This is a genomic window from Rhizobium sp. GR12, assembly GCF_036596185.1.
Lineage (GTDB): Bacteria > Pseudomonadota > Alphaproteobacteria > Rhizobiales > Rhizobiaceae > Agrobacterium > Agrobacterium nepotum.
In genome coordinates this window covers 188,411-211,535 of record NZ_JASXTH010000007.1, presented here as the reverse complement: position 1 = coordinate 211,535, position 23,125 = coordinate 188,411, and the positions used below count along the sequence as shown (strand labels likewise).

Sequence of the window (23,125 nt, the reverse complement as noted above, 5' to 3'; positions counted from 1 at the left end):
TCAGATCACTGGCGTATCGTTCATGAATGACATCATCGAGGCGGAAGAAGTCGTCGCCGCGCGCGGCGTGAAGGTCGTTTTCGGCGCGGTGAAAGCGCTTGATGGGGCCGATCTCGTCATCCGCGTGGGGGAGTGTCTCGGGCTCGTGGGCCACAATGGCGCGGGAAAATCCACCATCGTCAACGTCATCAATGGCGGACTGACACCGCATGAAGGTTCCATTTCCTATCGCGGCGACCAGAACCGTCACGGCATCGCTGCGGCGCGTGCCGGCGGCGTACGCTGCGTGTTTCAGGAATTGTCGCTCTGCCCGAACCTGACGATCAGCGAAAACGTCCGCATCATGCATGCCGCAATCACCGGGCGGAACTGGCGCGGTCGCGCGCTCACCATGATCCGGCAGACGCTGGACGAGATTTTCCCCGGCCACGGCATCGATTGCGAACTGACGATCGCCGAACTTTCCATCGCCGAGCGGCAGATGGTGGAAATCGCCATCAATTTCTGTCGGACACCGGACGCGCCGAGATTGGTCATCCTCGATGAGCCGACCTCCTCGCTCGATGCCGGTCTTGCCGAACAATTGATGGATTATGTCCGCCGTTTCGTGCGTACGGGCGGCTCCGTTCTGCTGATCTCCCATATTCTCGGCGAAATTCTTTCGACAGCCACCCGCATCGTCGTCATGAAGGACGGCCGTGTGGTCGCCGACCGGACGGCGGGAGAGTTCACGACGCGCACGCTGGTGGAAGCCATGGGCAGCGTCGTCAAGGAACAGGACAGGCAGAAAGGCGAAAACCGCAAGGCGGGAGAGAAGGTGCTTTCCATGCCTGCGCGCAGAGGCAAAGGCCTCCCCTTCGAAGCGTTTCGCGGCGAGATCATCGGCCTTGCCGGTCTCGGCGGCCACGGCCAGACCGAAGCCCTCCTCGATCTTTATCTTGCCCGCAACAGCAGCTGGCTACCCACGCGCAAGACGGATATCGCCTTCGTGGCGGGCGACCGCAGTCTGAACGGCACCTTTCAGCTTTGGAGCATCCTGAAGAACCTTTCCATCGCCTCGCTGCGGGATATTTCATCCGCAGGCATGGTGGACAGGGGCAAGGAAACCGAGCTTGGCGCGCAGTGGAAAAAGCGCATCGAAATTCGCACACCCGACATGGGTAATAAAATTCTTTCGCTCTCGGGCGGCAACCAGCAGAAGGTGCTTTTCGCCCGCGCGCTCGCCACCACGGCCAGCACCGTGCTGATGGACGACCCGATGCGCGGCGTCGATATCGGCACCAAACAGGAGGTCTACGATATCTTGAGAACCGAAGCCTCCCACGGCCGCACCTTCATCTGGTACTCCACCGAGATGGACGAAATCCGCCTGTGCGACCGGGTTTATGTGTTCCGCGACGGCGCCATTCAGGCGGAACTGGTGGGCGAGGAAATCACCGAGCAGAATGTGCTGGCCGCCTCCTTTTCCGGAGAAGCCCACGCATGAAACTCTCCGCCAGCGCCCTTCGCCTCATCATTCCCGCCGCCTCGCTCGCCTTCCTGCTCGCCGCCGTCTTCTATATGCAGCCGCGCGCCATAAGCTATACCGGCCTCAACCTGCTGTTTAATCTGGCGGTGCCGATCGCACTCGCAACCATCGCGCAGATGCTGATCATGTCCGTCAACGATCTCGATCTGTCGATGGGCACCTTCGTCAGTTTCTGTGCCTGTGTCACCGCCACTTTCCTGCAAAGCACGCCGCTTCTCGGCATCGCGATTTTTGCCGGCGCGATCGCGGTTTATGCGGTGCTTGGCGCCGTCATCCACATCCGCGCCCTGCCCTCCATCGTCGTCACACTTGGCATGAGTTTCGTCTGGGGCGGCCTTGCCGTCCTCATCCTCCCCTCGCCTGGCGGACAGGCACCGGCCTTCATCCGGGCGCTGATGACGGCAAAGCCGCCGCTCGTGCCGATCGCCATCATCGCCAGTATCCTGATTGCGGTGGTCGCCCATTATATTGTCATGCGCTCCTCCTTCGGCGTGCTGATGCGCGGCGTCGGCGGCAACTTCCGCTCCGTCGAGCGCTCCGGCTGGTCGGTTATCGGCATACGCGCCGCCACCTTTGCGCTTGCCGGGTTCTTCGCCGTGCTGTCTGGCATCGCACTTGTCGGGCTGACGACATCGGCTGATGCCAATATCGCGCTTCGCTACACGCTGCTGTCGATTGCAGGTGTCATTTTAGGCGGCGGCGAATTCGTCGGCGGCCGGGTTTCGCCCATCGGTGCCGTCATCGGCGCACTGACGCTGACCCTTGCCGGCTCGTTCCTGTCCTTCATGCGCATTTCGCCGGACTGGCAGATCGGCGCACAGGGCGCGATCCTCATCATAGTGCTCGCCCTGCGCCTCCTGCTCAACCGTCTCGAAAAGCGGGAGAAAAACCAATGAACGGGCTTTCGTCTCTCTCGAAAAAACCATGGATCTGGTCTTTTGCCGCAACGGCTGCGGTCTGGATCGTCACCGTCATGTTCACCGGCGGCGCAAGCTCCTTCGGCCTGTCGCACGCGGCTCTTACCTTCGCGGCCTTTTCCGTGATCGTCGGCATCGGCCAGATGTTCGTCATCACGCTCGGGCCGGGTAATATCGACCTCTGCGTTCCCGCAACGATGACGCTTTCCGGCACGTTGGCCTTGAAATTCATGGATGTGTCCGATGGCCTCATCCTGCCCGGACTGCTGATCGCCATCCTGATCGGCATCGCCATCGGTATCGCAACTACACGCTGATCAAGCTCCTGCGCATCCCTCCGATCATCGCGACGCTGTCCATGAGCTTCATCGTGCAATCCATCGCCATCTGGTCCAACCGCGGCCTACGCATCAAGCCGCCGGAAACATTGGCCACTTTCGCCACCTCCAGCTCTCTAGGCATACCGAACGTGGCGCTCGTCGCGCTGCCGCTCTCGGTCATCGCCTGGTTGCTGCTAGATCGCACCTTTTACGGACGCTGGATTTCCGCCATCGGCCAGAGCACCTTCGCTGCCCGCATGACCGGTATTCCGGTGGATGGAACACGTTTCATCACCTATGTGCTTTGCGCGGTGCTGGCGGCCATCGCCGGTTATCTGCTCGCCAGCTTCTCCGGCGGCGCAGCACTCAATATGGGATCGGAATATCTGCTGATGTCCATCGCCGTTGTTGTGATCGGCGGTACGGCGGTGGCGGGCGGTGATTCCAACGTGCCCGGCATCTGGGGCGCCTCGCTCTTCATGTTCCTGGTGGTCTCGATGCTGAACACCTATGGTTTCGGCGCGGGCATCCGTCTCATCCTCACCGGCCTCATCATCATTTCCGTCATTCTTCTGGCAAGCGGCCCCAAGGCCACGCGCTGAACCCCGAACGACAAGCCCTCAAGCGGACCACGCTCATGACCACAGACAAGACATCCCCTTTCGAAATTCACGATGATCGCTTCCGTCTTCTGATCGTCGGCAATGCGGAACTGGAAGAGCTTTATTCCGGTTGCCGCTGGGCCGAAGGCCCGGTGTGGTTTGCCGACCTGAACTGCCTGCTGTTCAGCGATATTCCCAATGAGCGCATGCTGCGCTGGGTGCCGGATGGCGGGGTTTCGGTATTCCGCCAGCCCTCCAACTTCGCCAACGGCAATACCCGCGACCGGCAGGGACGACTGGTTTCCTGCGAACATGGCGGCCGCCGCGTCACCCGTACCGAGGTCGATGGCTCGATCACGGTTCTTGCTGACAGCTACGACGGCAAGCGGCTGAACTCGCCCAATGACGTGGTGGTCAAATCCGACGGCAGCGTCTGGTTCACCGACCCCACCTACGGTATTCTTTCCGATTACGAGGGATACAAGGCAGAGCCTGAACAGAAGACGCGCAATGTCTACCGGCTCGATCCCGCAACCGGTGAAATCAAGATCGCCATTGATGACTTCGTGCAGCCAAACGGCCTGGCTTTTTCGCCTGATGAAACCAAGCTCTATGTTGCCGACAGCTCCTACAGCCATGATGTATCCCGCCCGCGCCACATCCGCGTCTTCGACGTGGTGGACGGCGTGAGGCTTACCAACGGTCGGGAATTCTGCAATCTCGACAACGGCCTGCCGGACGGATTCCGTCTGGACACGGCGGGCAACCTGTGGACCAGTGCCGGCGATGGCGTTCACTGCTTTTCGCCTGATGGTACGCTGCTCGGCAAGATCAAGGTGCCGCAGACGGTCGCAAACCTCACCTTCGGCGGCCCGAAAAAGAACCGCCTGTTCATCACCGCGACGAAATCGCTCTATTCGGTCTACGTCGCCGCAACCGGTGCGCAGACACCGTGAGGCGCTGAAAAACCGGAGGACATCAGGCGGACGGGAACTGGCAAGACGGCTTCGCTGCGCTATAAAAGCGGGATGAACGATGATTCCAGCCCCTTCCTGACCGACGACATGGCCCTGGATGGTGAAACGCAGGCCAGCGAACCCACCAGCCGGATGCTGTCATGGGCGCGCAATTCCGCTCTCTACCGGCTGGAACAGCGCATGATGACGGAAAAGCAGCTGCGTGACGCAGTCACGCGCAAGGCGCGGGAAAAATTCGAGGCAATCAGCCCGGCACAGGCAAAGGCGCTCGGCGAGTTCGCCGTGACCTTCGCCTATGGCATCAAGGCCCTTGATGACACGGCCTACGCGGAAATTGCCGTGCGAAGCGGCCAACGCAGCGGCAAGTCGAAACGCGGACTTGCGCAAAAACTTCAGATCAAGGGCATCGATCGGGAAACGGCCGCAGTCGCGCTTGAGGAAACCAACGATCTGGTGGCGGCCGTCATCTTCGCACGCAAGCGCGCCTTCGGCCCGTTTCGCCGTGTCGAACTCGATGAAAAACGCAAGTCGAAGGAATTTTCCGCCTTCGCCCGCAACGGTTTCGGTTTCGAGATCGGCGCGAAGGTCATGGCGATGACAGTGGAAGAGGCGGAAGAGATCGTCTCGGAAGCACCGCTTTAAGGGTTACTGCGGCACGGGATGCTTTTTCAGATAGGCGATCAGATCGGCAATATCCGTTTCGCTCCACAGCCCGAAAAAGCGCATCGAGGTTCCCGGCATCGCCTTCTTCGGACTGGCGATGAATTTTTGCAGCTCCTCCTCCGACCAGACTCGGCCAGCCGCGCCGGCATCCCTAAGCGCCTGCGAATAATGGCCGTAATCGGCCACTCCGGCCATCGGCCTGCCGACCACACCCATCAGATGCGGTCCCATGCGAGTGCGCGGTGTGTCGATACTGTGACAGGTGGAGCAACGGCTGAAAACCTTCTCGCCGTGAGCCGAATCACCTTCGGCAAAGGCCGTGACGGCGAGACAGAGGAAAAAAGCCAGTAAAGCCGGGAGGATTCTGAATGTGGCGGTCGTCATGATCCGCATACTACAACGCCCTCCTCGTCTGACAACGAAGAGGGCGTTTTTTGACATGCGACAGAATGCCCTGAGCTATGCTCCGGGCGCTTCACCGATCAGTTCATGGCCGTGAGCGTCACGGAGGTGCCGGTGGCGGCAAGGTTGAGGCCGACCTGACCCGTCACGCTGACCGTCTGAAGCTGGATGGAACCGGAGGTGCCGCCAACGAGGACGTTGGTGCCGACGCCGAGACCGACAGTCACTTCAGCCGTTGCGCCCTGATAAAGGCCGCCGAGCGAACCGCGATGGTAACCCGCTGTCGGGGCAAAAACGGCCCAGACCAGACGGCCCTGCGTGGTGAAACCAAGATCAACGCCCATCTTGCGGATCGCGCCGGTGTAATGGTCGGTGCGGCGCGCGCCGAGGGTGGACTGGAACGTGCAGTCCAGTTCCTTGGCCGAGCCGATAACGTAACCGACACCGCCGCCGATATCGCAGCTCAGATAGCCGATCTTGACGCCGTTGCGGTCGTCCTGCTCCTGGGGAGCCGGTTCATATCTCGCAAGGTCGGCAGCGAGTGCGGACACGGTACCGCCGAGGCCCATCGTCAATGCGGCAAAAGTTACGGCAACAGCCTTTTTCATCTTATTTTCTCCTGTTTCATTCCTACCCGCAGCAGCCCTTCTTGCCCTCTCCGGATATTGAATTCCGCACTGTTAACGTTTGTTCCCCAAAATCGATCCAAAACAACTGAATTGGATGCAAGGAAAGCAAAACAGTTAACAATGTCTACTGGCGGTAGGATGCCATTAAGACATTGTTAGGGCGGGAAACGCTTGAGAAATTGCCGTCGAAGACGAGCACTTCCAAGCGTTGTTTTACGGCAACATCAAAGCGGCAGGGCGACGGGAAAGCCGGTGGCGGCATGGGTGATGACATCCATGCGAACGCCATAAATCCGCTCCAGCGTTTCCGGCGTCATGATCTCCTGCGGTGTTCCCCTTGCGATCAGGTGGCCGGAATGAAGTGCGACGATCTCATCGCAGAAGCGTGCCGCCATGTTGACATCGTGCAGTACGACGATGACGCCGAGACCCTTTTCGCGCGACAGTCTCTGCACCAGCGAAAGCACCTCGAGCTGGTGCGCCATGTCGAGCGCCGATATGGGTTCGTCCAGCAGCAGGCTTTCGGCGTTCTGGGCAACCAGCATGGCCAACCACACACGTTGGCGCTCGCCGCCGGAAAGCGTGTCCACCAGCCGGTCCCTGAAGGCCACGGTATCGGTCAGCTCGATCGCCTCATCCACCTTCTCCTGATCCGCCTTGGTGAACTGGCCAAGCGCGCCGTGCCAGGGGTAACGGCCAAGCGCCACCAGTTCCTTGGCCAGCATGCCGGAGGCCGCCGGCGTATATTGCGGCAGATACGCGAGCTTCCGCGCGAATTCACGATTGCTCCAGCTCCCGAGCGCCTTTCCCTCGAACGAGACCCTGCCCGTCGTCGGCTCCTGGATGCGCGCGAGAATCTTGAGCAGCGTCGATTTTCCCGAACCGTTATGTCCGATCAGGCCGATGGTCTTGCCGGTTGCAAAACTTGCCGTCAGCGGATGCAGCAACGTCCTGCCCGGCACTTCCATCGTTACGCCGTCCAGAGAAAAAAGCGGAATATCGTCGTAATCGACGGCAAGTGCGGCCTCACCCATGGTTCTCATCTCCGTAAATCGTTCAAATAAATCATTATCGCCTGCCTGCAAGCCAGATCAGATAAGGCGCACCGGCAAGAGCCGCGAAAAGTCCGAGCGGGAGTTCATAGGGAAATGTCACGGTTCGCGCCCCGAGATCGGAAAGCGCCATCAGCACCGCACCGAACAGAAACGAAGCGTACAGATGGTCACGCGGCGTGGTGAAACCGGCGCGAAGCGCAATATGCGGCGCCATCAGCCCGACGAAACTCAACGGACCGACCAGCAGCGAGGCGGCACCAGTGGCAATGCCGGCCACCGCAATGACGGCGATGCGCGCCGCGCCGAGCGGCAGGCCAAGGGAGAGCGGCACATCCCGGCCGAGCGGCAGGATCGTCAGCCAGCGCGTCACCGACAAAGCGGCAGCCAAGAGCACGACGGAGAGCACCGCCAGAAAGATCGCCGAAGCGGGCGTTGCGGTTGAACCCGAACCGCTGAGCCAGGAAAGAATTTGCCAGGCCCGCTGGTCACCGATGGCAAGCAGCGCCGAAAGCACCGCCGAGCAGAGCGAACTGATGGCGATGCCCGCGAGCAATATTTTTTCCGGCGCCAGATGCCGGCGCACCGAAAAGAACAGAACGAGGATCATCACGGCCGCCGAGCCGATGCCGGCGCCGCAAAACAGCTCGAACAGGCCTGCGGCCGGAAAAAGCGTGATGGCGGCGGCAAAACCGAGGCCCGCGCCACCGCTGACGCCGATTACTTCCGGGCTTGCCATGGGATTGCCGGTGAGACGCTGGAGAAGTGCGCCAGCCATCGCCAAAAGACCGCCGGCAGCGCAAGCTGCCATCAGCCGCGGCCAACGGAAGGGCAAAAGGCTCTGCAGGTCGCCAGCTTTCAGCACCGTCCAGCCCTCCGGTCCCTTGCCGATGGCGAGTGCGGCAAAAACCAGTCCGGCCATGATGACAAGCACAGGCAAAAGGGCCGCAAGCCGGCGTCTTGTCGCAAGGTCCACACCTTCGGTGCGATGCACATCCGTCGGTCGGATTTTCGGAAGCAGCCACAGAAGCAGCGGTCCGCCGATCAGGGCCGTTACCGCACCCGTTGGAAAAACTTCGGCTGTCGTCGCCGCCAGAAGCTGCACGAGACCGTCACAGAACCAGAGCAGCAGACCTCCCAGAAGCGGCGAAACGAACAGCACGGAGGATGCCCGCCGCACGCCGAGCGCCCGGGCAAGTGCCGGTGCGGCAAGGCCGATAAAGCTGACGAGACCGACCGCTGCGGCAACGAAGGCCGCCAGCATGACCGCAACGGCAGCAACCGCCAGCCTGATCGAAAACAGCGATACGCCAAGCGAACGCGCACCGGAATCACCAAGGCCGAGAACCGTGAGTGGTCTTATCAGCAACCCGGTCAGAACGAGACCCGCGAGAAGTTGGGTGGCAAGCAGAAAAGCGTTCGACCAGTCCTGCTGGCTGAGCGAGCCGCCATTCCAGACGATGAGCGACATCAGATATTCGCCCTGCGCAAGCGTCAGCGCGGCGGAGACGGAGGCGGCAGTGATACCGACCAAAAGCCCTGATACCACCATGGTCACCGGTTCGAAGGACCGCCGCCAGCCGAGAAGGAACACGACGCCAGCCGCTGCGGCGCCGCCTGCCAGAGCGACCAATGCGCGATTGCCATCCAGCACCGAGGGAAAGAACAGTGTCGCGATGACGATTGCCAGCTGGGCACCGGCGGAGATGCCGAGCGTGGAGGGATCGGCAATCGGATTGCGCAGCAATTGCTGGAAAAGCGCACCCGACAATCCCAGCATCGCGCCCGCCAGAATGGCGACAGCCACACGCGGCATCAGGCTGAATGCGAAAATGACCTGATCCATCGACATGGTCGCGGCATCGAACGGCAGGCCCGGCCACGCGCCGAGAGGCAGTCGCATCAGCCCGGCATGCAGGGAAAGCCCGCAGGCCAGAAGAAAGACGAGCCCGAAGACAAACTGGAGAGGCCGCGCCGTCACAATGCTTCCCCCCGCGTTGTCAGAGCCTCGGTCAGAAGCCGCGCGAAACGCATGGCTGCGGTGATGCCGCCATAGGGGCTGATATTACCGACCGTGACCACGCGATTTTCTCGTACGGCCGGAAGCGTGCGCCAGATGGCGCTGTTGCGCAGGCTTTCACGAGCCTCCACCGGAATATCGGAGACGATGACGATGCGCGCATCGGGCGAACGGCCGAGGTTTTCGAGCGGAACCGGGGCTGCGAAGGTGAATTGTGAATGGTCGATCCAGGCGTTGCTCAGGCCCAGCCGGCCGAGAACATCACCGAACATGCTGTCTTCACCGAAAGCGCGGAAATGCCGGGCGTCGCCAATGTTGATGATATAGGTCGGCCTTTCTGCAAAGGCTTCAAGGCGCGTCCGCATGGCTTGCAGCGCATGGTTCGCCGCATCCAGAACCTTTCGCGCCTCCTCAGTCCTGCCAAGCTTTTCGCCAAGAGCGGCGACAGCGGCAAGAGCCTTTTCAAACGGCGGCTCCCCCGGCACGTAGAAAGGCAGCGAAAACACCGGCGCTATTGTTTCGAGCCGGCCGGTGTAACGCGTGTAGAAAGGCGAAATGAGAATGAGGTCGGGCCGTGTCAATTGCAGAAGCTCGAAATTCGGGGCGCCCCTCAGACCAAGATCGGCGACGGTTTCAGGGATATCAGGCTCGACGGCACCTTTCCTGAACTGGATAAGCTCGGTCGCGGCAACAGGCATGACGCCGAGCGCCACGGATGTTTCCAGCATGGCCCAGTCGATCGCGGCAATACGCGGCGTCACCGCAGCTCGCGCCGGTCTCGCGACAATCGAAGCGGCGAGCAGCCCCAGAAATTCCCGCCGCCCCCGAACGGGGCACATCAATCGATCCCTGCGCTTCATGCCCCTGCTGCTTTACTTGATGCGGCGTATCACCGGTGGTCCATAACCGTAATAGCATCCGAAAGTGGAGCAACTAGAAATATATTCTTTGTCAGTCAAGTTTTAGACGAGAGGGCGACGCACCGGGAGCGAAAAACCCGCCGCCATCCGTTTGGCTGATAGGTGGTGATACAGCCAGTGCCGAACTGATGTTGATCTTCCCGCCATGCGGCACCGCGTAGTGTGACACTTTCATGACAAGCTTTCAGGTTGATGTCAGTTAAATGACGCATTTGCCATCGACCGGCCTCGCGGCAGCCTGAATACACACGTTTCGGAACGTTTCCTGCTACCGCCGGCACATACGGATCTGGTGGAACCGACAGTGGCACTTTTTACCGCGAAAGCGACAGGAAACGAAACATATCGGCCGGAAATCGGCAGCGTGCCGCTCAGCCTGCTGACGGCTATCTATCTGCTGTTTTTTACAAACCAGACATTCTGGTCCAAGGTCCACACCTATTTTTCCGCCTATCCGGTCGCCATCGTCGCGCTCTATGTCGCCATGGCGGCGCTCTTCGGCGCCTTGATCACGACTTTTTCTGCCAAATACCTCATCAAGCCGTTTCTGATCTTCCTGATATTCGCTGCGGCAGCGGCCTCCTGGTTCATCGACCGCTATGGCATCGTCATCGACAGCGACATGATCCGCAACGCCGTGGAGACGACGCCGGCGGAAGCGGGCAATCTGATGACCCCTGGCCTCTTGTGGCATCTGGTCATCTACGGGCTGGTGCCCTCGCTCGTCATCGTCGCTGTCCGGGTCAGGCATCGGCCGATCCTCGAAAAGCTGCTGTGGAACACCATCAGCATCCTGATCTGCCTCACCATCGTCGGCATTATCAGCTTCACGAATTCCAAGACGTTCACCACCGCCCTCCGGCAGCACAAGGACATCGTCAAAAGCGTCAATCCATTGTCGCCGATCTTGTCCGCCGTTCACTATTTGACGCAGGCCGAAAAGGAAGTCGCCATACAGGTTAGCCCGATCGGTAAGGATGCAAAGGTTCTTGCTGCGCTGGGCGACGTCCACAAGCCGCGCATCACCGTCATCGTGGCCGGAGAAACCGCCCGCGCTGCGAACTTTTCCCTCAACGGCTATGGGCGCGACACCAATCCTGAATTGGCCAAGCGCAACGTGATCTATTTCCCGAGCACGACCAGCTGCGGCACCGCGACGGCGATTTCCATTCCCTGCATGTTCTCGAAATTCCCGCGTTCGCAGTACAGCCACAACAAGGCGCTCGCCAACGAGAATGTAATGGATGTTCTCGTCCATGCGGGTATCGGCGCGACATGGCTGGACAACAATACCGGCAGCAAGAACGTTGCCGACCGCATTCCCTATTTCGACCTGCCTTCCGCCAATGACACCCGCTTCTGCACCGGTGGAGAATGCCGCGACGACATCTTCTTCGACAAGCTCGACGCCTGGCTCGACGACGTCAAGAAAGACAGTGTCATCGTGCTGCACCAGATGGGCAGCCACGGACCGACCTATTATCTTCGCTACACCGACGAGTTCCGGAAATTCACACCGGACTGCCGGACCGCCGAACTTGGCAATTGCACGGACGCCGAGATCGTCAACTCCTACGACAACACGCTTCTCTACACCGATCATTTCCTGTCCACGGTGATCGACAAGCTGAAGGCGCGCTCGGACAAGCTGGCGACGGGAATGATCTACGCCTCGGACCATGGCGAATCGCTTGGCGAAAACGGCGTCTACCTGCATGGTGCGCCCTACCTGCTCGCGCCCGACCAGCAGACCCATGTACCGTTCCTCGTCTGGTTCGACGACGATTTCGCCAAATCCATGGGGTTGGACCGCGCCTGCCTCACGAAAAGCGCCGCGCAGGGCGGACGCTCCCACGATAATTATTTCCACAGCATCCTTGGAATGATGAACGTCTCCACTTCCGTCTACGACGCCTCGCTGGACGTGTTCGGTGGCTGCACCCAGCGCCAGAATAGCTGAACAGACAGTGCTTGACGCTTATCCCGCGAAAGCGATACGCAGGACGATGCGATAGAGGAGCTGTCTTGCGGGTTCTGCTTGTTGAAGACGATCAGGTGCTGGGAGAGGCGCTGCGGGACCATGTCGCCGCAGTCGGCCACGCTGTGGACTGGTTCAAGACGCTGGATGACGCCACGGCAGCGACACTGACCATGGCTTACGGCCTGATCCTGCTCGACATGCGGTTGCCGGATGGCGAGGGCATCACCCTTTTACAAGCCCTGCGCAACCGGGATGACTCGACACCCGTCATCATTCTGACTGCGCACGATCAGGTCTCCGACCGGATTGCCGGGCTGAATGCGGGCGCCGACGACTATCTGGTCAAGCCATTCGATCTCAACGAACTTTCGGCGCGCATGCTGGCGGTCTCGCGGCGTTACGAGGGTCGCTCCGCTCCCGTCATTCGCCTGCCGGGCCTCGAAATCAACCAGGTGGCGCGCAATATCATCGTTGACGGAAAGGCGCAGACGCTCAGCGCCAGAGAATGGGCCGTGCTTGAAAAACTGGTCGAGCATCCCGGTGCCGTCGTCTCGAAATCGCAATTGCACGACACGCTTTACGAATTCGGCGCTGAAATAGAGAGCAATACGGTCGAGGTCTATATCAGCCGGCTGCGCAAGAAAATCGGCCATGACCGCGTCGAGACCGTGCGCGGCGTCGGCTACACCATCAAATAGGCAGAATGGCAGGTAGGCAGACATGGCCAGACCGACAAGCATGACCCGCAAGCTGGTCACGGCGCTGACCAGCGTTGTCGCCATATCCTGGCTCATCGCCTGCGGGCTTGGCGTCATGGTGATGCAGGACGAGTTCGCCGAGATTTTCGACGCCGGTGTTGAGGAAACCGCTGAAAGGCTGCTGCCGCTGCTGGTGGACGATCTCAGGGAAAACAACACAGGTCCCGCCTCGCAGAAACTCAACCAGTCGGCACATGCGGCAGAATATCTGACCTATCAGGTTCGCGACCGGGAAGGGCAAGTCGTGTTGCATTCGCACGACAGTTCGACCGAGCCTTTCGAGGTCTCGCTCGATCCCGGCTTTTCCGAAACGGCGACACAGCGCATCTTTACGGTCGCCACACCGGACGGAAATTATTTCCTTCAGGTCGCAGACGCCTTCGCCAACCGGCGTGAGGCGATCGAAGAAGCGGGCACGGCACTTTTGCTCCCCGTTCTCCTTCTCATCCCCGCCAGCATCTTCGCCGTCATCGTCGTAGTGCGAAAAACCCTGCAACCGATCCAGACCTTGCGCGACGAAATCGGAAAGAAGGATGGCGGCAATCTCGCCCCGCTGGAAACCCTGCCATTTCCGGCCGAACTCCATCCCATCGCCCGCTCGGTCAATCTGCTGCTGAGACGGCTGAGATCGACAATCGAGGCGGAGCGGGAGTTTACCGCCAACAGTGCCCATGAATTGCGCACGCCGATTGCCGGCGCGCTGGCGCAGGCGCAACGGCTGCATGCCGATATTCCGCCCGAATTCGCACCGCGTGTGGAAAATATCGAAAAATCCCTGCTGCATCTCGGCCATCTTGCCGAAAAACTGCTTCAGATGTCGCGTGCCGAAGCACGGATCGGGGTAACCGATACGGTAAACGACCTGATCCCCGTTCTCGAACTCGTCATCGACGACATGAGCAGAACGGCAATCGGCACGTCCCGTCTCCGTTTCACCAATCGCTGCGAAGGCGGGCTGCACTGCAAGATGGGCACGGATGCCTTCGGCATCATCGTCCGCAACCTTCTTGAAAACGCGCTGATCCACAGCCCGGCGGAAAGCCCGGTGCAGATACTGGCCGAAGAGAACGGCACGATCCGCGTCGTCAATTCCGGCGTGGCAATCGACAAGGCGCTGCTTCCCAAACTGACGACACGTTTTGTCAGAGGCCCGTCCAAGGCGGATGGCACCGGGCTTGGCCTCGCCATCGTCAAAAGCCTGATGGAGCAGATTGGCGGCGAGCTCGTGCTTTCCTCTCCCGCCCCCGGCAGACAAGATGGTTTCGAGGCCCGCATCGTCCTTCCGATCGACGCCGCCTGAAAGCGCTGAAAACGAAAAGCCCCGCCAGAGGACGGGGCTTTCATCGGTATAGATCACGGCCGCTTAATCCTCGTGGATATGGCTGTGATCACGCGTATCGCGCATCTTCACATAGACCACCAGCGACAGCGCGATCATGATCGTCACATACCAGAAGAACCAGTTTTCGTGGCCGATCTGCTTGAACTTCAAGGCAACGAATTCAGCCGTTCCACCGAAAATGGTGTTCGCCAGCGCATAGGGCAGAGCAACACCGAGCGCCCGGATATGGGCGGGGAACATTTCCGCCTTCACCACCGCATTGATGGAGGTGTAACCCGTGACGATCAACAGGCCGACTAGAACGAGAGCGAAAGCCTTGATCGGGTCGGTCGTCGTCGCCAGCGTGGTGAAGATGAGATAGGTGAACAGCGTTCCGAGAATGCCGAAGCCAACCATCAACGGCTTGCGACCCACCTTGTCCGATAGCGCACCGGCGATCGGCTGGCACAACATGAAGACGAAGAGTGCTGCCGTGGTGATTTCGGTCGCACTTTCCTTGCTGAAGCCGGAGGTGTTGACGAGGAACTTCTGCAGATAGGTCGTATAGGCGTAAAAGGCGAGCGTGCCGCCTGAAGTCAGCGCCATGACCATCAACGCTTCCCTCGGATAGTGCTTGAACAGCGCCCATCCACTGGATTTCGGCTTGTCCGCTCCGCCTGCCTTGGCGTTTTCGAAGGACTGCGTCTCGGCAAGGCCACGGCGGATATAAAACACCGCAATTGCAAGAATGCCGCCGATGAAGAAGGGGATACGCCAGCCCCAGGAACCGAGCTGTTCCGGCGACAGGACGCGCTGCAGAACGAGCAACACCGCCAGCGCCAGAAGCTGACCGGAAATCAGCGTCACATACTGGAAGCTGGAGAAAAAGCCACGGCGGCTCTTGCCGGCCATTTCGCTGAGATAGGTCGCGCTGGCGCCATATTCGCCGCCGACGCTGATGCCTTGCAGAAGGCGGGCGAAAACCAGAATGGCCGGCGCGGCAATACCGATCGTCTCATGGCCGGGCGTGACGGCGATCATCAGCGAGCCGAGGCACATCAGCGTGACGGACAATGTCAGGCCGGCCTTGCGGCCCTTGCGGTCGGCATAGGTTCCCATGAACCACGCTCCGATGGGCCGCATCAGAAATCCGACGGCGAACACGGCCGCCGCGCTCAGCAACTCGGCTGTCTGGTTTCCGGAGGGGAAAAACACCGGTGCAAAATAAAGCGTAAACGCCGAATAGACGTACCAGTCGTACCATTCGACGAGGTTGCCCGCCGATCCGCCGATAATGGATTTCAAACGGGTTTTCTGATCCGGTGCCGTGGCAGGACCATTTGCCATAATATTCACGGGTAAACTCCAATTCATCTTCGTCAGGAGATGGAAGGGCGAACGGAAGGTGTGATAATTTGTCGCTCTCAGAGGGGGTATATACCCGTCATATTGCGATGCGCAAGTTTACACCGCATCGCAGCATGATGATGAACACCCTGGTTCCCGATCTTCCGCGCCGGACCGTTACAATCCATCTTGTAACCCACCCATGCTCGAACTAAAAAATATCAATGATTTACGATATATCCGACGTCCAGATCGAAAAGCTTCTCATTCCCGCTGCCCGTGCGGGCGAAGCGCTGGCGCGGCTAGACGAGCGGATAGACCGTTCGCCGATGAAGCATGGTTTCATCGGGAGGCAGGATTTTACCGATGCGATTTCATCCATGTGGGTGGATGGCGAACTAGTCCATTTGGAAGATCTCGTCCTGCATGACGCCCACATGGATGTGCGGGCGCCCACCCATGAAATGACGGCGGCGCACCGGATTCTCCGTTCGAGACGGCTGATTTTTTCCAATGCGCCGGGCTGGGCCTTCACGGCGCCCGGGCTTACGCGCCTGCGGGGCAGGACGACAATAGCGGCCGACGAGACGGCATTCAGCAAGGAAACTGTGGAGCGTTCCCACAACGGGGAAGCGGACACAGAAGGGGAGACCCCGCTGGATGGAGCCTTTTCCGAACTGGACGCGCTTCTGGCGCGAAGCTCCGCCACGCTGGAGGCGATCACCGCCGGCACCACGCTGCCGCCGATGACACTTCGGGACGAAGGCCATCCGATGGTCAACGATCCCGACTGGGATGAGGAGGAAAGGCTGAAAGAATGGCGGCAGGTCCATGGCCGCACGGAAGAACTGCCGACGATCCTGCGGACCGCAATCCTGCTGGATGCCTGGAACATGATCGAGGTTCTGCAGCGCAGCCCCTGGCTCGGCAGGCTTCTGGCCGCCGCTTTTCTGCGCGACGGGGCTGTCGCTCCCGATCACCTGCCGGCGCTCAGCACCGGTCTTCGCGCGGTTCCACGCGAGCGCCGGCACGCCAGAAACCAGACGCAGCGCCTCCTGGCTCTTCTGGATAGTTTTTACGAAGCGGCACTCGCCAGCATGAAGGAACATGACAGGCTGACCCACGCCAGAGAGCGCATGCTGCGCAAACTGGCCGGACGGCGCTCTTCCTCGCGTCTGCCCGAACTGGTGGAACTGGTGGTTGCCCGGCCAGTGGTCTCGGCAGCGATGATCGTCAAGGAACTCGGCACCACGCCGCAAGGCGCGATCGGGCTTGCCAATCAGCTGGAATTGCGGGAGGTCACCGGCCGTGGCCGTTTCCGCGCCTGGGGCATGCTTTAGCGCAAATCGCTCTGCCATAATCCACTAAAACCTCAAAAAATCGTACTTTTTTGACCCCTTTCACGACTGAAAAATGCCGCGATCACGAAACTTAACAAAATTTAACTATTGCGTAGGTGGGTGAAGCAGCTATGTTCCCGCTGCGTTGCAGCAACGATTTTTTCTCCGGCAACGCGGCCGCATTCGGCTCTGGCAACTTTTTTTGCCACCCGCATTAAAGTGTCCACCATGAGGGAGATGCAAAAATGACAATTTCAGTCTCACAACCCGATTCTGATCACGAAACAGATGCTCCTTTCGCCCGAAAGGTTTTGACGGCACGCAATCTCGCCGGATATTCGGTCGAACAGCTTGCCATTACCTGCGGCCTGACGGCCAGCGAAATACGCGCCCTGGAAGACGGCACGGACAGCGATCCGTCGCGCATCAGGCGCGTTGCCGCCGCCCTGCATATTCCTGTCGAAACCGTTATCTGATCGTTCGGAACGATCCGAGCCAAATCTCAGCGCCGCCGGGACGATGTTCACGGCAACATCCGGGCGGCGCGCGTACTGGCTGAACGCCGCCACACCCTCCGGAACATTTTCCACACCGCTCTCTTAACATTTCCGTTATCCCGCACCACATGATGTCCGCACGGGTCATGTTCGGCATGTGGCCCGTTTTCGCGAGAGCAGCAACAACCTCCGGAATCCTGCCATGACACTCACTCTCGACACCGAAGAACCGGTTTCTTCAGCATTGGATGAATTGTGGCCGGCGGAGAAAACGGAAATTCTCGACTGGCTCGTCACCGGCACGAAGGACGAGCGTTTTATCGATGAGATATTCGTGGAACTTTGCGCCAGGCTGCGGGAGGCAGGAATTTCCGTCGCACGGGGCGTGCTCGCCTTCCGCATCCGCCATCCGCAATGGCTTGGCGCGCGGATATTGTGGAAAGCCGGCATGTCGTCCGCCGAGATCGCCACCTATGGCTATGGATCGGAGAACACACCCGAATATCTGAACAGCCCCATCAGCGACATCCACCAGGGCGCCACCGAGATCCGACACCGGCTGAACGGCGACGACATCGATCAGCCCGGTTATACGATCTATGAGGAACTGCGCGCCGAAGGGCTGACGGATTATTTCGCATGGCCGATCGAACACACGTTCGGCAGACGCCATGTCGCCACTTTTTCCAGCGACCGGCCAGGTGGCTTTTCAGAAGCGGAAGTCCTCACCCTGAAAAATCTGCTGCCGGCCCTGGCGCTGGTCAGCGAGATACGCCTGAAAAACCGTATGACGCGCACCCTGCTGGAAACCTACGTAGGTCCGCATGCGGGCGAAAAAATCCTCAATGGTGCAACGACGCGCGGCAGCGGCATAACGGTGGGTGCGGCGATCCTGATCTGCGATCTGCGTAACTTCACCCATATTTCCGACCTCTGGCCGCGCGATGACGTCATCGAGCTTCTGAACGGTTATTTCGACGCCATGTGCGACCCGATCGAGGAATTCGGCGGCGAAATCCTGAAATTCATGGGCGACGGGCTGCTGGCGATTTTCCCGCTCAGCGATCCGCAGGCCTGTGAAAACCTCATGAAAGCCATTGCCAGCGCGCAAAAAAGCCTCGTTGCCCTCAATGAAATCAATTGCCAGAAGGGTCACGACCCTCTGGGTTACGGCATCGGCGTTCATGTCGGCGATGTCATGTACGGCAATATCGGCTCAAAAACCCGCCTCGATTTCACCGTCATCGGCCCCGCTGTGAACATCGCGTCACGGCTTGAAACGCTGACCAAGGAGACCGGCCGCAGCGTGCTGTTTTCCGAAGAATTCGTCCGTATGGCCGGATACGAGGACAGACTGGAAAATCTGGGTCCATGGCTGCTGCGCGGCCTCGAAACCCCGGTCGAGGTTTATGCGCTTCCCCAACATTCGGCCGAGACGCCCTCCATCGACTGATCACCCGCAGAGACTTGGCACCCTGCCCCGACGCTTTTTCTACGCAGCGGCCAACCGTGCTGCATGGTCTTCCCGAGGGAATGATTTCGGCCGTCCCGACCATCGTCAAAACGCTTGACACACCTCCGATGTCGATCTAGCAAAATAGAACATATATTCCATATCGAAACATTGTTTGCGTTCATATTCTGTCTTTCCGGGAGTGAAAGACGGGTGTGAGAAACCGGAGGAAAGATGGTTACGAAATTGGCACTGCTCGGCGCTGGACGGATCGGCAAGGTCCACGCCAAGGCGATCACCACCGACAGCCGTGCGAAGCTGGTGGCCGTTGTGGACGCCGTGGCCGGTGCTGCGGAAGCAATCGCCCGCGAAGCACAGTGCAAGGTCAGCACGATCGACGAGGTTCTGGCCGACAAGACGATCGACGCCGTCATCATCTGCACGCCGACCAACACCCATGCCGACCTGATCGAACGTTTCGCCCGTGCCGGCAAGGCCATCTTCTGCGAAAAGCCCGTCGATCTGGATGTGACCCGGGCGGAAGCCTGCGCCAAGGTGGTCGAGGAAACCGGCGCAAAGGTGATGCTCGGTTTCAACCGACGTTTCGATCCGCATTTCCAGGCCGTGCACAAGGCAATCGAGGACGGCCGCATCGGCAAGGTGGAAATGGTAACCATCACCAGCCGCGATCCCGGCCCGCCGCCGGCCGAATATATCAAGGTTTCCGGCGGTATTTTCCGCGACATGACTATTCATGATTTCGATATGGCGCGTTTCCTGCTCGGCGAGGAAGTGGACAGCGTGTTCGCCACCGGTTCCGTTCTCGTCAATCCGGAGATCGGCACTCTCGGCGATTTCGACAGTGCCAGCATCATTCTCACGACGAAAAGCGGCAGGCAGGCGATCATTTCGAATTCGCGGCGCGCGACCTATGGTTACGACCAGCGTATCGAAGTGCACGGTTCGCTCGGTTCGGCAGCGGCCGAAAACCAGCGGCCGGTCTCTATCGAAATCGCCAATGCCGAAGGCTACGCCCGCCCGCCGCTGCATGATTTCTTCATGACGCGTTACACGGCGGCCTATGCGGCAGAAATTGCGGCTTTCATCGATTGCATCGAAAACAATGTCGCACCGGCGCCCTCCATCAAGGATGGGCTGATCGCATTGAAACTGGCCGACGCCGCGCTCAAATCCGTGGCCTCGAAGTCAGCGGTGACGATCGGCTGACGTTACAGAAATCAGTCCGTAACCGGACATCCTGTCCGCCCCGCGCTAACGCATGGCGGACAGGAAAACAGGTATTTCCGAACCTTTCGCCCGCATCAACATCACTCTCAAGCCTCACCGGGGAGAGGTCACCTTCGCACTTGCATGGCAGCTATTCGGAAAATAAGGTTGTCTGACAAGATGCGGCTGTAACATATGGTTGCTATCCACCTTATTCGCGCCGAATCCTCTTTTGTCGCCAACAGCCGGACAGCGGTTTATTTATGCCATCACCCAAGACCGGTTATCTTTATGCCTTTGTCGCCTTCACGATCTTTGCGGCGCAGGATGGCATATCGAAACATCTGGGCAGCGCCTATCCGCCCGTCTTCGTCGCCATGCTTCGGTACTGGGCCTTCGCCGTCTTCGTTTTGCTGATGGCCGCAAAATCCTCGGGCGGCATCCGGGGCGCCGTCATGGCCAACCGTCCCTGGCTGCAAATCGGCCGTGGCGTCCTTCTTGCCGTACAGATCGTTTTTTCCATCTTCTCCTTCGCCGTTGTCGGGCTGGCGCACAGCCATTCCATCCTCGCCTCCGCACCGCTGATCGTTGCAGCACTTTCCGTACCCTTGCTTGGTGAACATGTGGGCTGGCGACGCTGGTGCGCCATTTTCGTCGGTTTCATCGGCGTTCTCGTCATCCTGAAGCCGGATGGCGAGGGTTTCGACAACACCCTGATGATCACTTTCGTCGCCGCTTTCATGCTGGCGCTTTACAGCGTCCTGACCCGCCTCGGCAGCAAGAGCGATTCAGCGATGACGAGCTTCTTTTATACCGGCGTCGCCGGTGCCGCAGCGCTGACGCTGATTGGCCCGTTCTACTGGGTGAGCCTCGCCCCCCAGGATTGGGGCTGGATGCTGGCGCTGTGCATTACCGGCATGAGCGGCCATTATTGCCTGATCAAGGCGTTCGAACTGGCGGATGCGGCCTCCGTACAGCCGTTTTCCTATTACCAGCTCGTGCTCGTCTCCATCATCGGCGTCACCGTCTATGGCGAGATCGTAACATCCAATATGGTCCTGGGCGCTGTAATCGTGATTGCCGCCGGCCTCTTCACCATCTGGCGCGAACATGTGGTCGTGCGGAAGGAACGCCGAAAGGCTGACTAGGCCCATCCTTCAGGCCCGTTGAACGCTCTCTCAGGGGAGAGCCGCCTCGCAGCGCAGCAGCATCCCGAACAGGTCGCGCGGCTCATCCGGATCGGCCAGCAGATCCAGCTCCGTATAGAGCCCGGTGGCAGCCAGTTTCGAGCGCACATAACGCAGCGCCGAAAAATCCTCGGTCGCGAAACCGACGCTGTCGAACAAGGTTATCTGCCTGTCGTTTACCCGCCCCTGCTTTTCACCTGATATGACCTGCCAAAGCTCGGTAACGGGATAGTCCGCCGGTAGTTGCTGGATTTCGCCTTCAATGCGCGTCTGCGGCGGATATTCGACGAAAATATCCGACCGCAACAAAATGTCCCGGTGCAATTCCGTCTTGCCGGGGCAATCGCCCCCAACGGCGTTGATGTGAATGCCGGGACCGACCATGTTGTCGGTCAGTATCGTCGCATATTGCTTGTCGGCCGTGACGGTGGTGACGATATCCACACCTTCCACCGCCCCTTGCGCGCTGTCGCAAATCTCGATGGCAAAACCCTGCCCGGCGAGATTGCGGGCGCATTTTTCGCTGGCGGATCGGTCAATATCGAAAAGCCGCACCGTGTCGATGCCGAGAATGGCCTTGAAGGCGCGCGCCTGAAATTCGCTCTGTGCGCCATTGCCGATGATGGCCATCGAGCGGGAATTTTTCCGGGCGAGATGTTTTGCCGCAACGGCCGAGGTGGCCGCCGTGCGTAGCGCCGTCAGGATCGTCATCTCGGTCAGAAGCAGCGGATAACCGTTGCCGACATCGGAAAGCACACCGAATGCCGTTACCGTCTGGCGGCCCTCCTTCATGTTTTTCGGATGCCCGTTGACATATTTGAAGCCATAAAGCGTCCCATCGCTGGTCGGCATCAGCTCGATGACACCCTCCTTCGAATGCGACGCAATGCGCGGGGTCTTGTCGAAGCTTTCCCAGCGGCGGAAATCCTCCTCCACCACGTCGGCAAGCTCGCGCAGAAACGTATCGATCCCCACCCGGAGCACAAGTTTCATCATGTGATCGACGCTGACGAAAGGTACGATATTGAGGTTCGGTATTACCGTCATCGGATCATTCCTTTCAGCCGGCCCGCGTTGGGCGGTCCATAACCCGCTTACCCATCAGGCTGGCGGCGAGATCGACCATCAGGGTCGCCGTCCTGCCGCGCTCGTCGAGAAACGGGTTCAGTTCCACCAGATCGAGGCTGCACACCAGCTCGCTATCATGCAGCATTTCCATCACCAGATGCGCCTCACGGAACGTCGCACCGCCCGGAACCGTAGTGCCGACCGCAGGCGCGATCGACGGTTCAAGGAAATCGACATCGAGACTGACATGCAACAGGCCGTTTACCGCCTGAACCCGCGCCAGGAATGCGCGCAGCAGAACCGCGACACCGTGTTCGTCTATCGAGCGCATATCGTGAACGGTGATGCCGCTGTCTTCCAGTGCGGCCCTCTCGGCCGGATCGACGCTGCGGATACCGATCATGCCGATATTTTCTTCAGGAACCGTATGGGACAAAGGCGGGAAATAACCCGCAAATCCGTCGCGGCCGCTGAAATAGGCGACCGGCGTGCCATGCAGGTTGCCGCTGCGCGTCGTTTCCAGCGTGTGGTAGTCGGTATGGGCATCGAGCCAGAGCACGAAAAACGGTCGGCCGCTCTCCGCCACCCGGCGCGCCATGCCGGCGACGGTTCCGGCCGAAATCGCGTGGTCGCCGCCGAGAAAGATCGGCACGGCGGCGGCACTTTCGCGATAGGCGGCCTCCGTCAGCGCCTCGGTCCAGGCCACAGTCTCGGCCAGGTGGTGCACCGCCGGATTGGGATGGCAGAATTCCCTGAGCGGCGCCGGCGTCACATTGCCGATATCGACCACCCTATGGCCCAGATCTTCCAGAGCGCGCGCGAGACCGGCAATGCGATACGCACTCGGCCCCATTTCACACCCCAATTGCCCGGCGCCGATTTGCAGCGGCGCACCGATCAACCTGATATCCATTCC

Annotated in this window: 20 protein-coding genes and 1 pseudogene; 13 read left to right on the top strand and 8 right to left on the bottom strand. The window is 59.8% G+C overall.

Annotated elements, in window-relative coordinates; all coding sequences use genetic code 11:
- The first annotated feature begins 22 nt into the window (after positions 1 to 22).
- From QSK43_RS14290 to recX, 5 genes and pseudogenes are all read left to right on the top strand, one after another.
- Positions 23 to 1,486, top strand: coding sequence for a sugar ABC transporter ATP-binding protein (locus QSK43_RS14290; protein WP_332303977.1), 1,464 nt, complete (start codon positions 23 to 25; stop codon positions 1,484 to 1,486).
- Positions 1,483 to 2,424 carry an ABC transporter permease gene (locus tag QSK43_RS14285; protein ID WP_332303976.1) on the top strand — a complete coding sequence of 314 codons (942 nt, stop codon included), beginning with the start codon at positions 1,483 to 1,485 and terminating at the stop codon, positions 2,422 to 2,424. Before QSK43_RS14290 ends, QSK43_RS14285 begins: the two co-directional genes overlap by 4 nt.
- Positions 2,421 to 3,367: pseudogene (locus tag QSK43_RS14280) on the top strand (ABC transporter permease). Before QSK43_RS14285 ends, QSK43_RS14280 begins: the two are co-directional and overlap by 4 nt.
- Positions 3,368 to 3,402: 35 nt before the next feature.
- Entirely contained in the window at positions 3,403 to 4,323 is a 921-nt protein-coding gene (locus QSK43_RS14275) for an SMP-30/gluconolactonase/LRE family protein (RefSeq protein ID WP_332303975.1), read from the top strand.
- A 72-nt stretch (positions 4,324 to 4,395) separates the two neighbouring features.
- Complete coding sequence (recX, locus tag QSK43_RS14270; protein WP_332303974.1) at positions 4,396 to 4,986, top strand: recombination regulator RecX; 591 nt, start codon at positions 4,396 to 4,398, stop codon at positions 4,984 to 4,986.
- Between the two features lie 3 nt (positions 4,987 to 4,989).
- On the opposite strand, the gene QSK43_RS14265 is transcribed toward recX, so the two are convergent.
- The 5 genes from QSK43_RS14265 to QSK43_RS14245 all read right to left on the bottom strand — a co-directional run bounded on the left by QSK43_RS14265 (position 4,990) and on the right by QSK43_RS14245 (position 9,970).
- Positions 4,990 to 5,400 carry a c-type cytochrome gene (locus QSK43_RS14265; protein ID WP_332303973.1) on the bottom strand — a complete coding sequence of 137 codons (411 nt, stop codon included), beginning with the start codon at positions 5,398 to 5,400 and terminating at the stop codon, positions 4,990 to 4,992.
- Between the two features lie 89 nt (positions 5,401 to 5,489).
- On the bottom strand, positions 5,490 to 6,017 hold the full coding sequence (locus tag QSK43_RS14260; RefSeq protein WP_045016450.1) for a DUF992 domain-containing protein: 528 nt from the start codon (positions 6,015 to 6,017) through the stop codon (positions 5,490 to 5,492).
- A gap of 245 nt (positions 6,018 to 6,262) precedes the next feature.
- Positions 6,263 to 7,072, bottom strand: coding sequence for an ATP-binding cassette domain-containing protein (locus tag QSK43_RS14255; protein ID WP_045016447.1), 810 nt, complete (start codon positions 7,070 to 7,072; stop codon positions 6,263 to 6,265).
- A gap of 34 nt (positions 7,073 to 7,106) precedes the next feature.
- Entirely contained in the window at positions 7,107 to 9,071 is a 1,965-nt protein-coding gene (gene fhuB, locus QSK43_RS14250) for a Fe(3+)-hydroxamate ABC transporter permease FhuB (protein WP_332303972.1), read from the bottom strand.
- On the bottom strand, positions 9,068 to 9,970 hold the full coding sequence (locus QSK43_RS14245; RefSeq protein WP_332303971.1) for an iron-siderophore ABC transporter substrate-binding protein: 903 nt from the start codon (positions 9,968 to 9,970) through the stop codon (positions 9,068 to 9,070). The genes fhuB and QSK43_RS14245 overlap by 4 nt, the downstream gene beginning before the upstream one ends.
- 352 nt (positions 9,971 to 10,322) lie before the next feature.
- Between QSK43_RS14245 and QSK43_RS14240 the strand changes: the two genes are divergently transcribed.
- The 3 genes from QSK43_RS14240 to QSK43_RS14230 all read left to right on the top strand — a co-directional run bounded on the left by QSK43_RS14240 (position 10,323) and on the right by QSK43_RS14230 (position 14,069).
- Entirely contained in the window at positions 10,323 to 11,990 is a 1,668-nt protein-coding gene (locus QSK43_RS14240) for a phosphoethanolamine transferase (protein ID WP_332303970.1), read from the top strand.
- 65 nt (positions 11,991 to 12,055) lie between these two features.
- Complete coding sequence (locus QSK43_RS14235) at positions 12,056 to 12,709, top strand: response regulator transcription factor (protein ID WP_332303969.1); 654 nt, start codon at positions 12,056 to 12,058, stop codon at positions 12,707 to 12,709.
- Between the two features lie 22 nt (positions 12,710 to 12,731).
- Positions 12,732 to 14,069, top strand: coding sequence for a sensor histidine kinase (locus tag QSK43_RS14230; protein WP_332303968.1), 1,338 nt, complete (start codon positions 12,732 to 12,734; stop codon positions 14,067 to 14,069).
- 63 nt (positions 14,070 to 14,132) lie between these two features.
- Here QSK43_RS14230 and QSK43_RS14225 read toward each other — a convergent pair whose 3' ends face one another.
- A complete protein-coding gene (locus QSK43_RS14225) occupies positions 14,133 to 15,437 on the bottom strand; it encodes an MFS transporter (RefSeq protein ID WP_045016441.1) in 1,305 nt (434 codons plus the stop codon).
- A gap of 224 nt (positions 15,438 to 15,661) precedes the next feature.
- On the opposite strand from QSK43_RS14225, the gene QSK43_RS14220 reads away from it, so the two are divergent.
- The 5 genes from QSK43_RS14220 (at position 15,662) to QSK43_RS14200 (ending at position 21,102) form a co-directional block, all read left to right on the top strand.
- The gene (locus QSK43_RS14220) at positions 15,662 to 16,777 is read left to right on the top strand and encodes an RHE_PE00001 family protein (protein WP_332303967.1); all 1,116 of its coding nucleotides are present in this window, start codon (positions 15,662 to 15,664) and stop codon (positions 16,775 to 16,777) included.
- 245 nt (positions 16,778 to 17,022) lie between these two features.
- Positions 17,023 to 17,253 carry a helix-turn-helix domain-containing protein gene (locus QSK43_RS14215; protein WP_045016438.1) on the top strand — a complete coding sequence of 77 codons (231 nt, stop codon included), beginning with the start codon at positions 17,023 to 17,025 and terminating at the stop codon, positions 17,251 to 17,253.
- 223 nt (positions 17,254 to 17,476) lie between these two features.
- Positions 17,477 to 18,727: an adenylate/guanylate cyclase domain-containing protein gene (locus QSK43_RS14210; protein ID WP_332303966.1), complete on the top strand. Its 1,251-nt coding sequence runs from the start codon at positions 17,477 to 17,479 to the stop codon at positions 18,725 to 18,727.
- Between the two features lie 234 nt (positions 18,728 to 18,961).
- A complete protein-coding gene (gene iolG / locus QSK43_RS14205) occupies positions 18,962 to 19,954 on the top strand; it encodes an inositol 2-dehydrogenase (protein ID WP_332303965.1) in 993 nt (330 codons plus the stop codon).
- 263 nt (positions 19,955 to 20,217) lie between these two features.
- Positions 20,218 to 21,102 carry a DMT family transporter gene (locus tag QSK43_RS14200; RefSeq protein ID WP_332303964.1) on the top strand — a complete coding sequence of 295 codons (885 nt, stop codon included), beginning with the start codon at positions 20,218 to 20,220 and terminating at the stop codon, positions 21,100 to 21,102.
- A 30-nt stretch (positions 21,103 to 21,132) separates the two neighbouring features.
- On the opposite strand, the gene QSK43_RS14195 is transcribed toward QSK43_RS14200, so the two are convergent.
- Positions 21,133 to 22,188, bottom strand: a complete 1,056-nt coding sequence (locus tag QSK43_RS14195; protein ID WP_332303963.1) for an ornithine cyclodeaminase — start codon at positions 22,186 to 22,188, stop codon at positions 21,133 to 21,135.
- A 13-nt stretch (positions 22,189 to 22,201) separates the two neighbouring features.
- Positions 22,202 to 23,122 (bottom strand): arginase, encoded by a 921-nt coding sequence (gene rocF, locus QSK43_RS14190; protein WP_332303962.1) that lies wholly within the window; start codon positions 23,120 to 23,122, stop codon positions 22,202 to 22,204.
- Between the last annotated feature and the right edge of the window lie 3 nt (positions 23,123 to 23,125).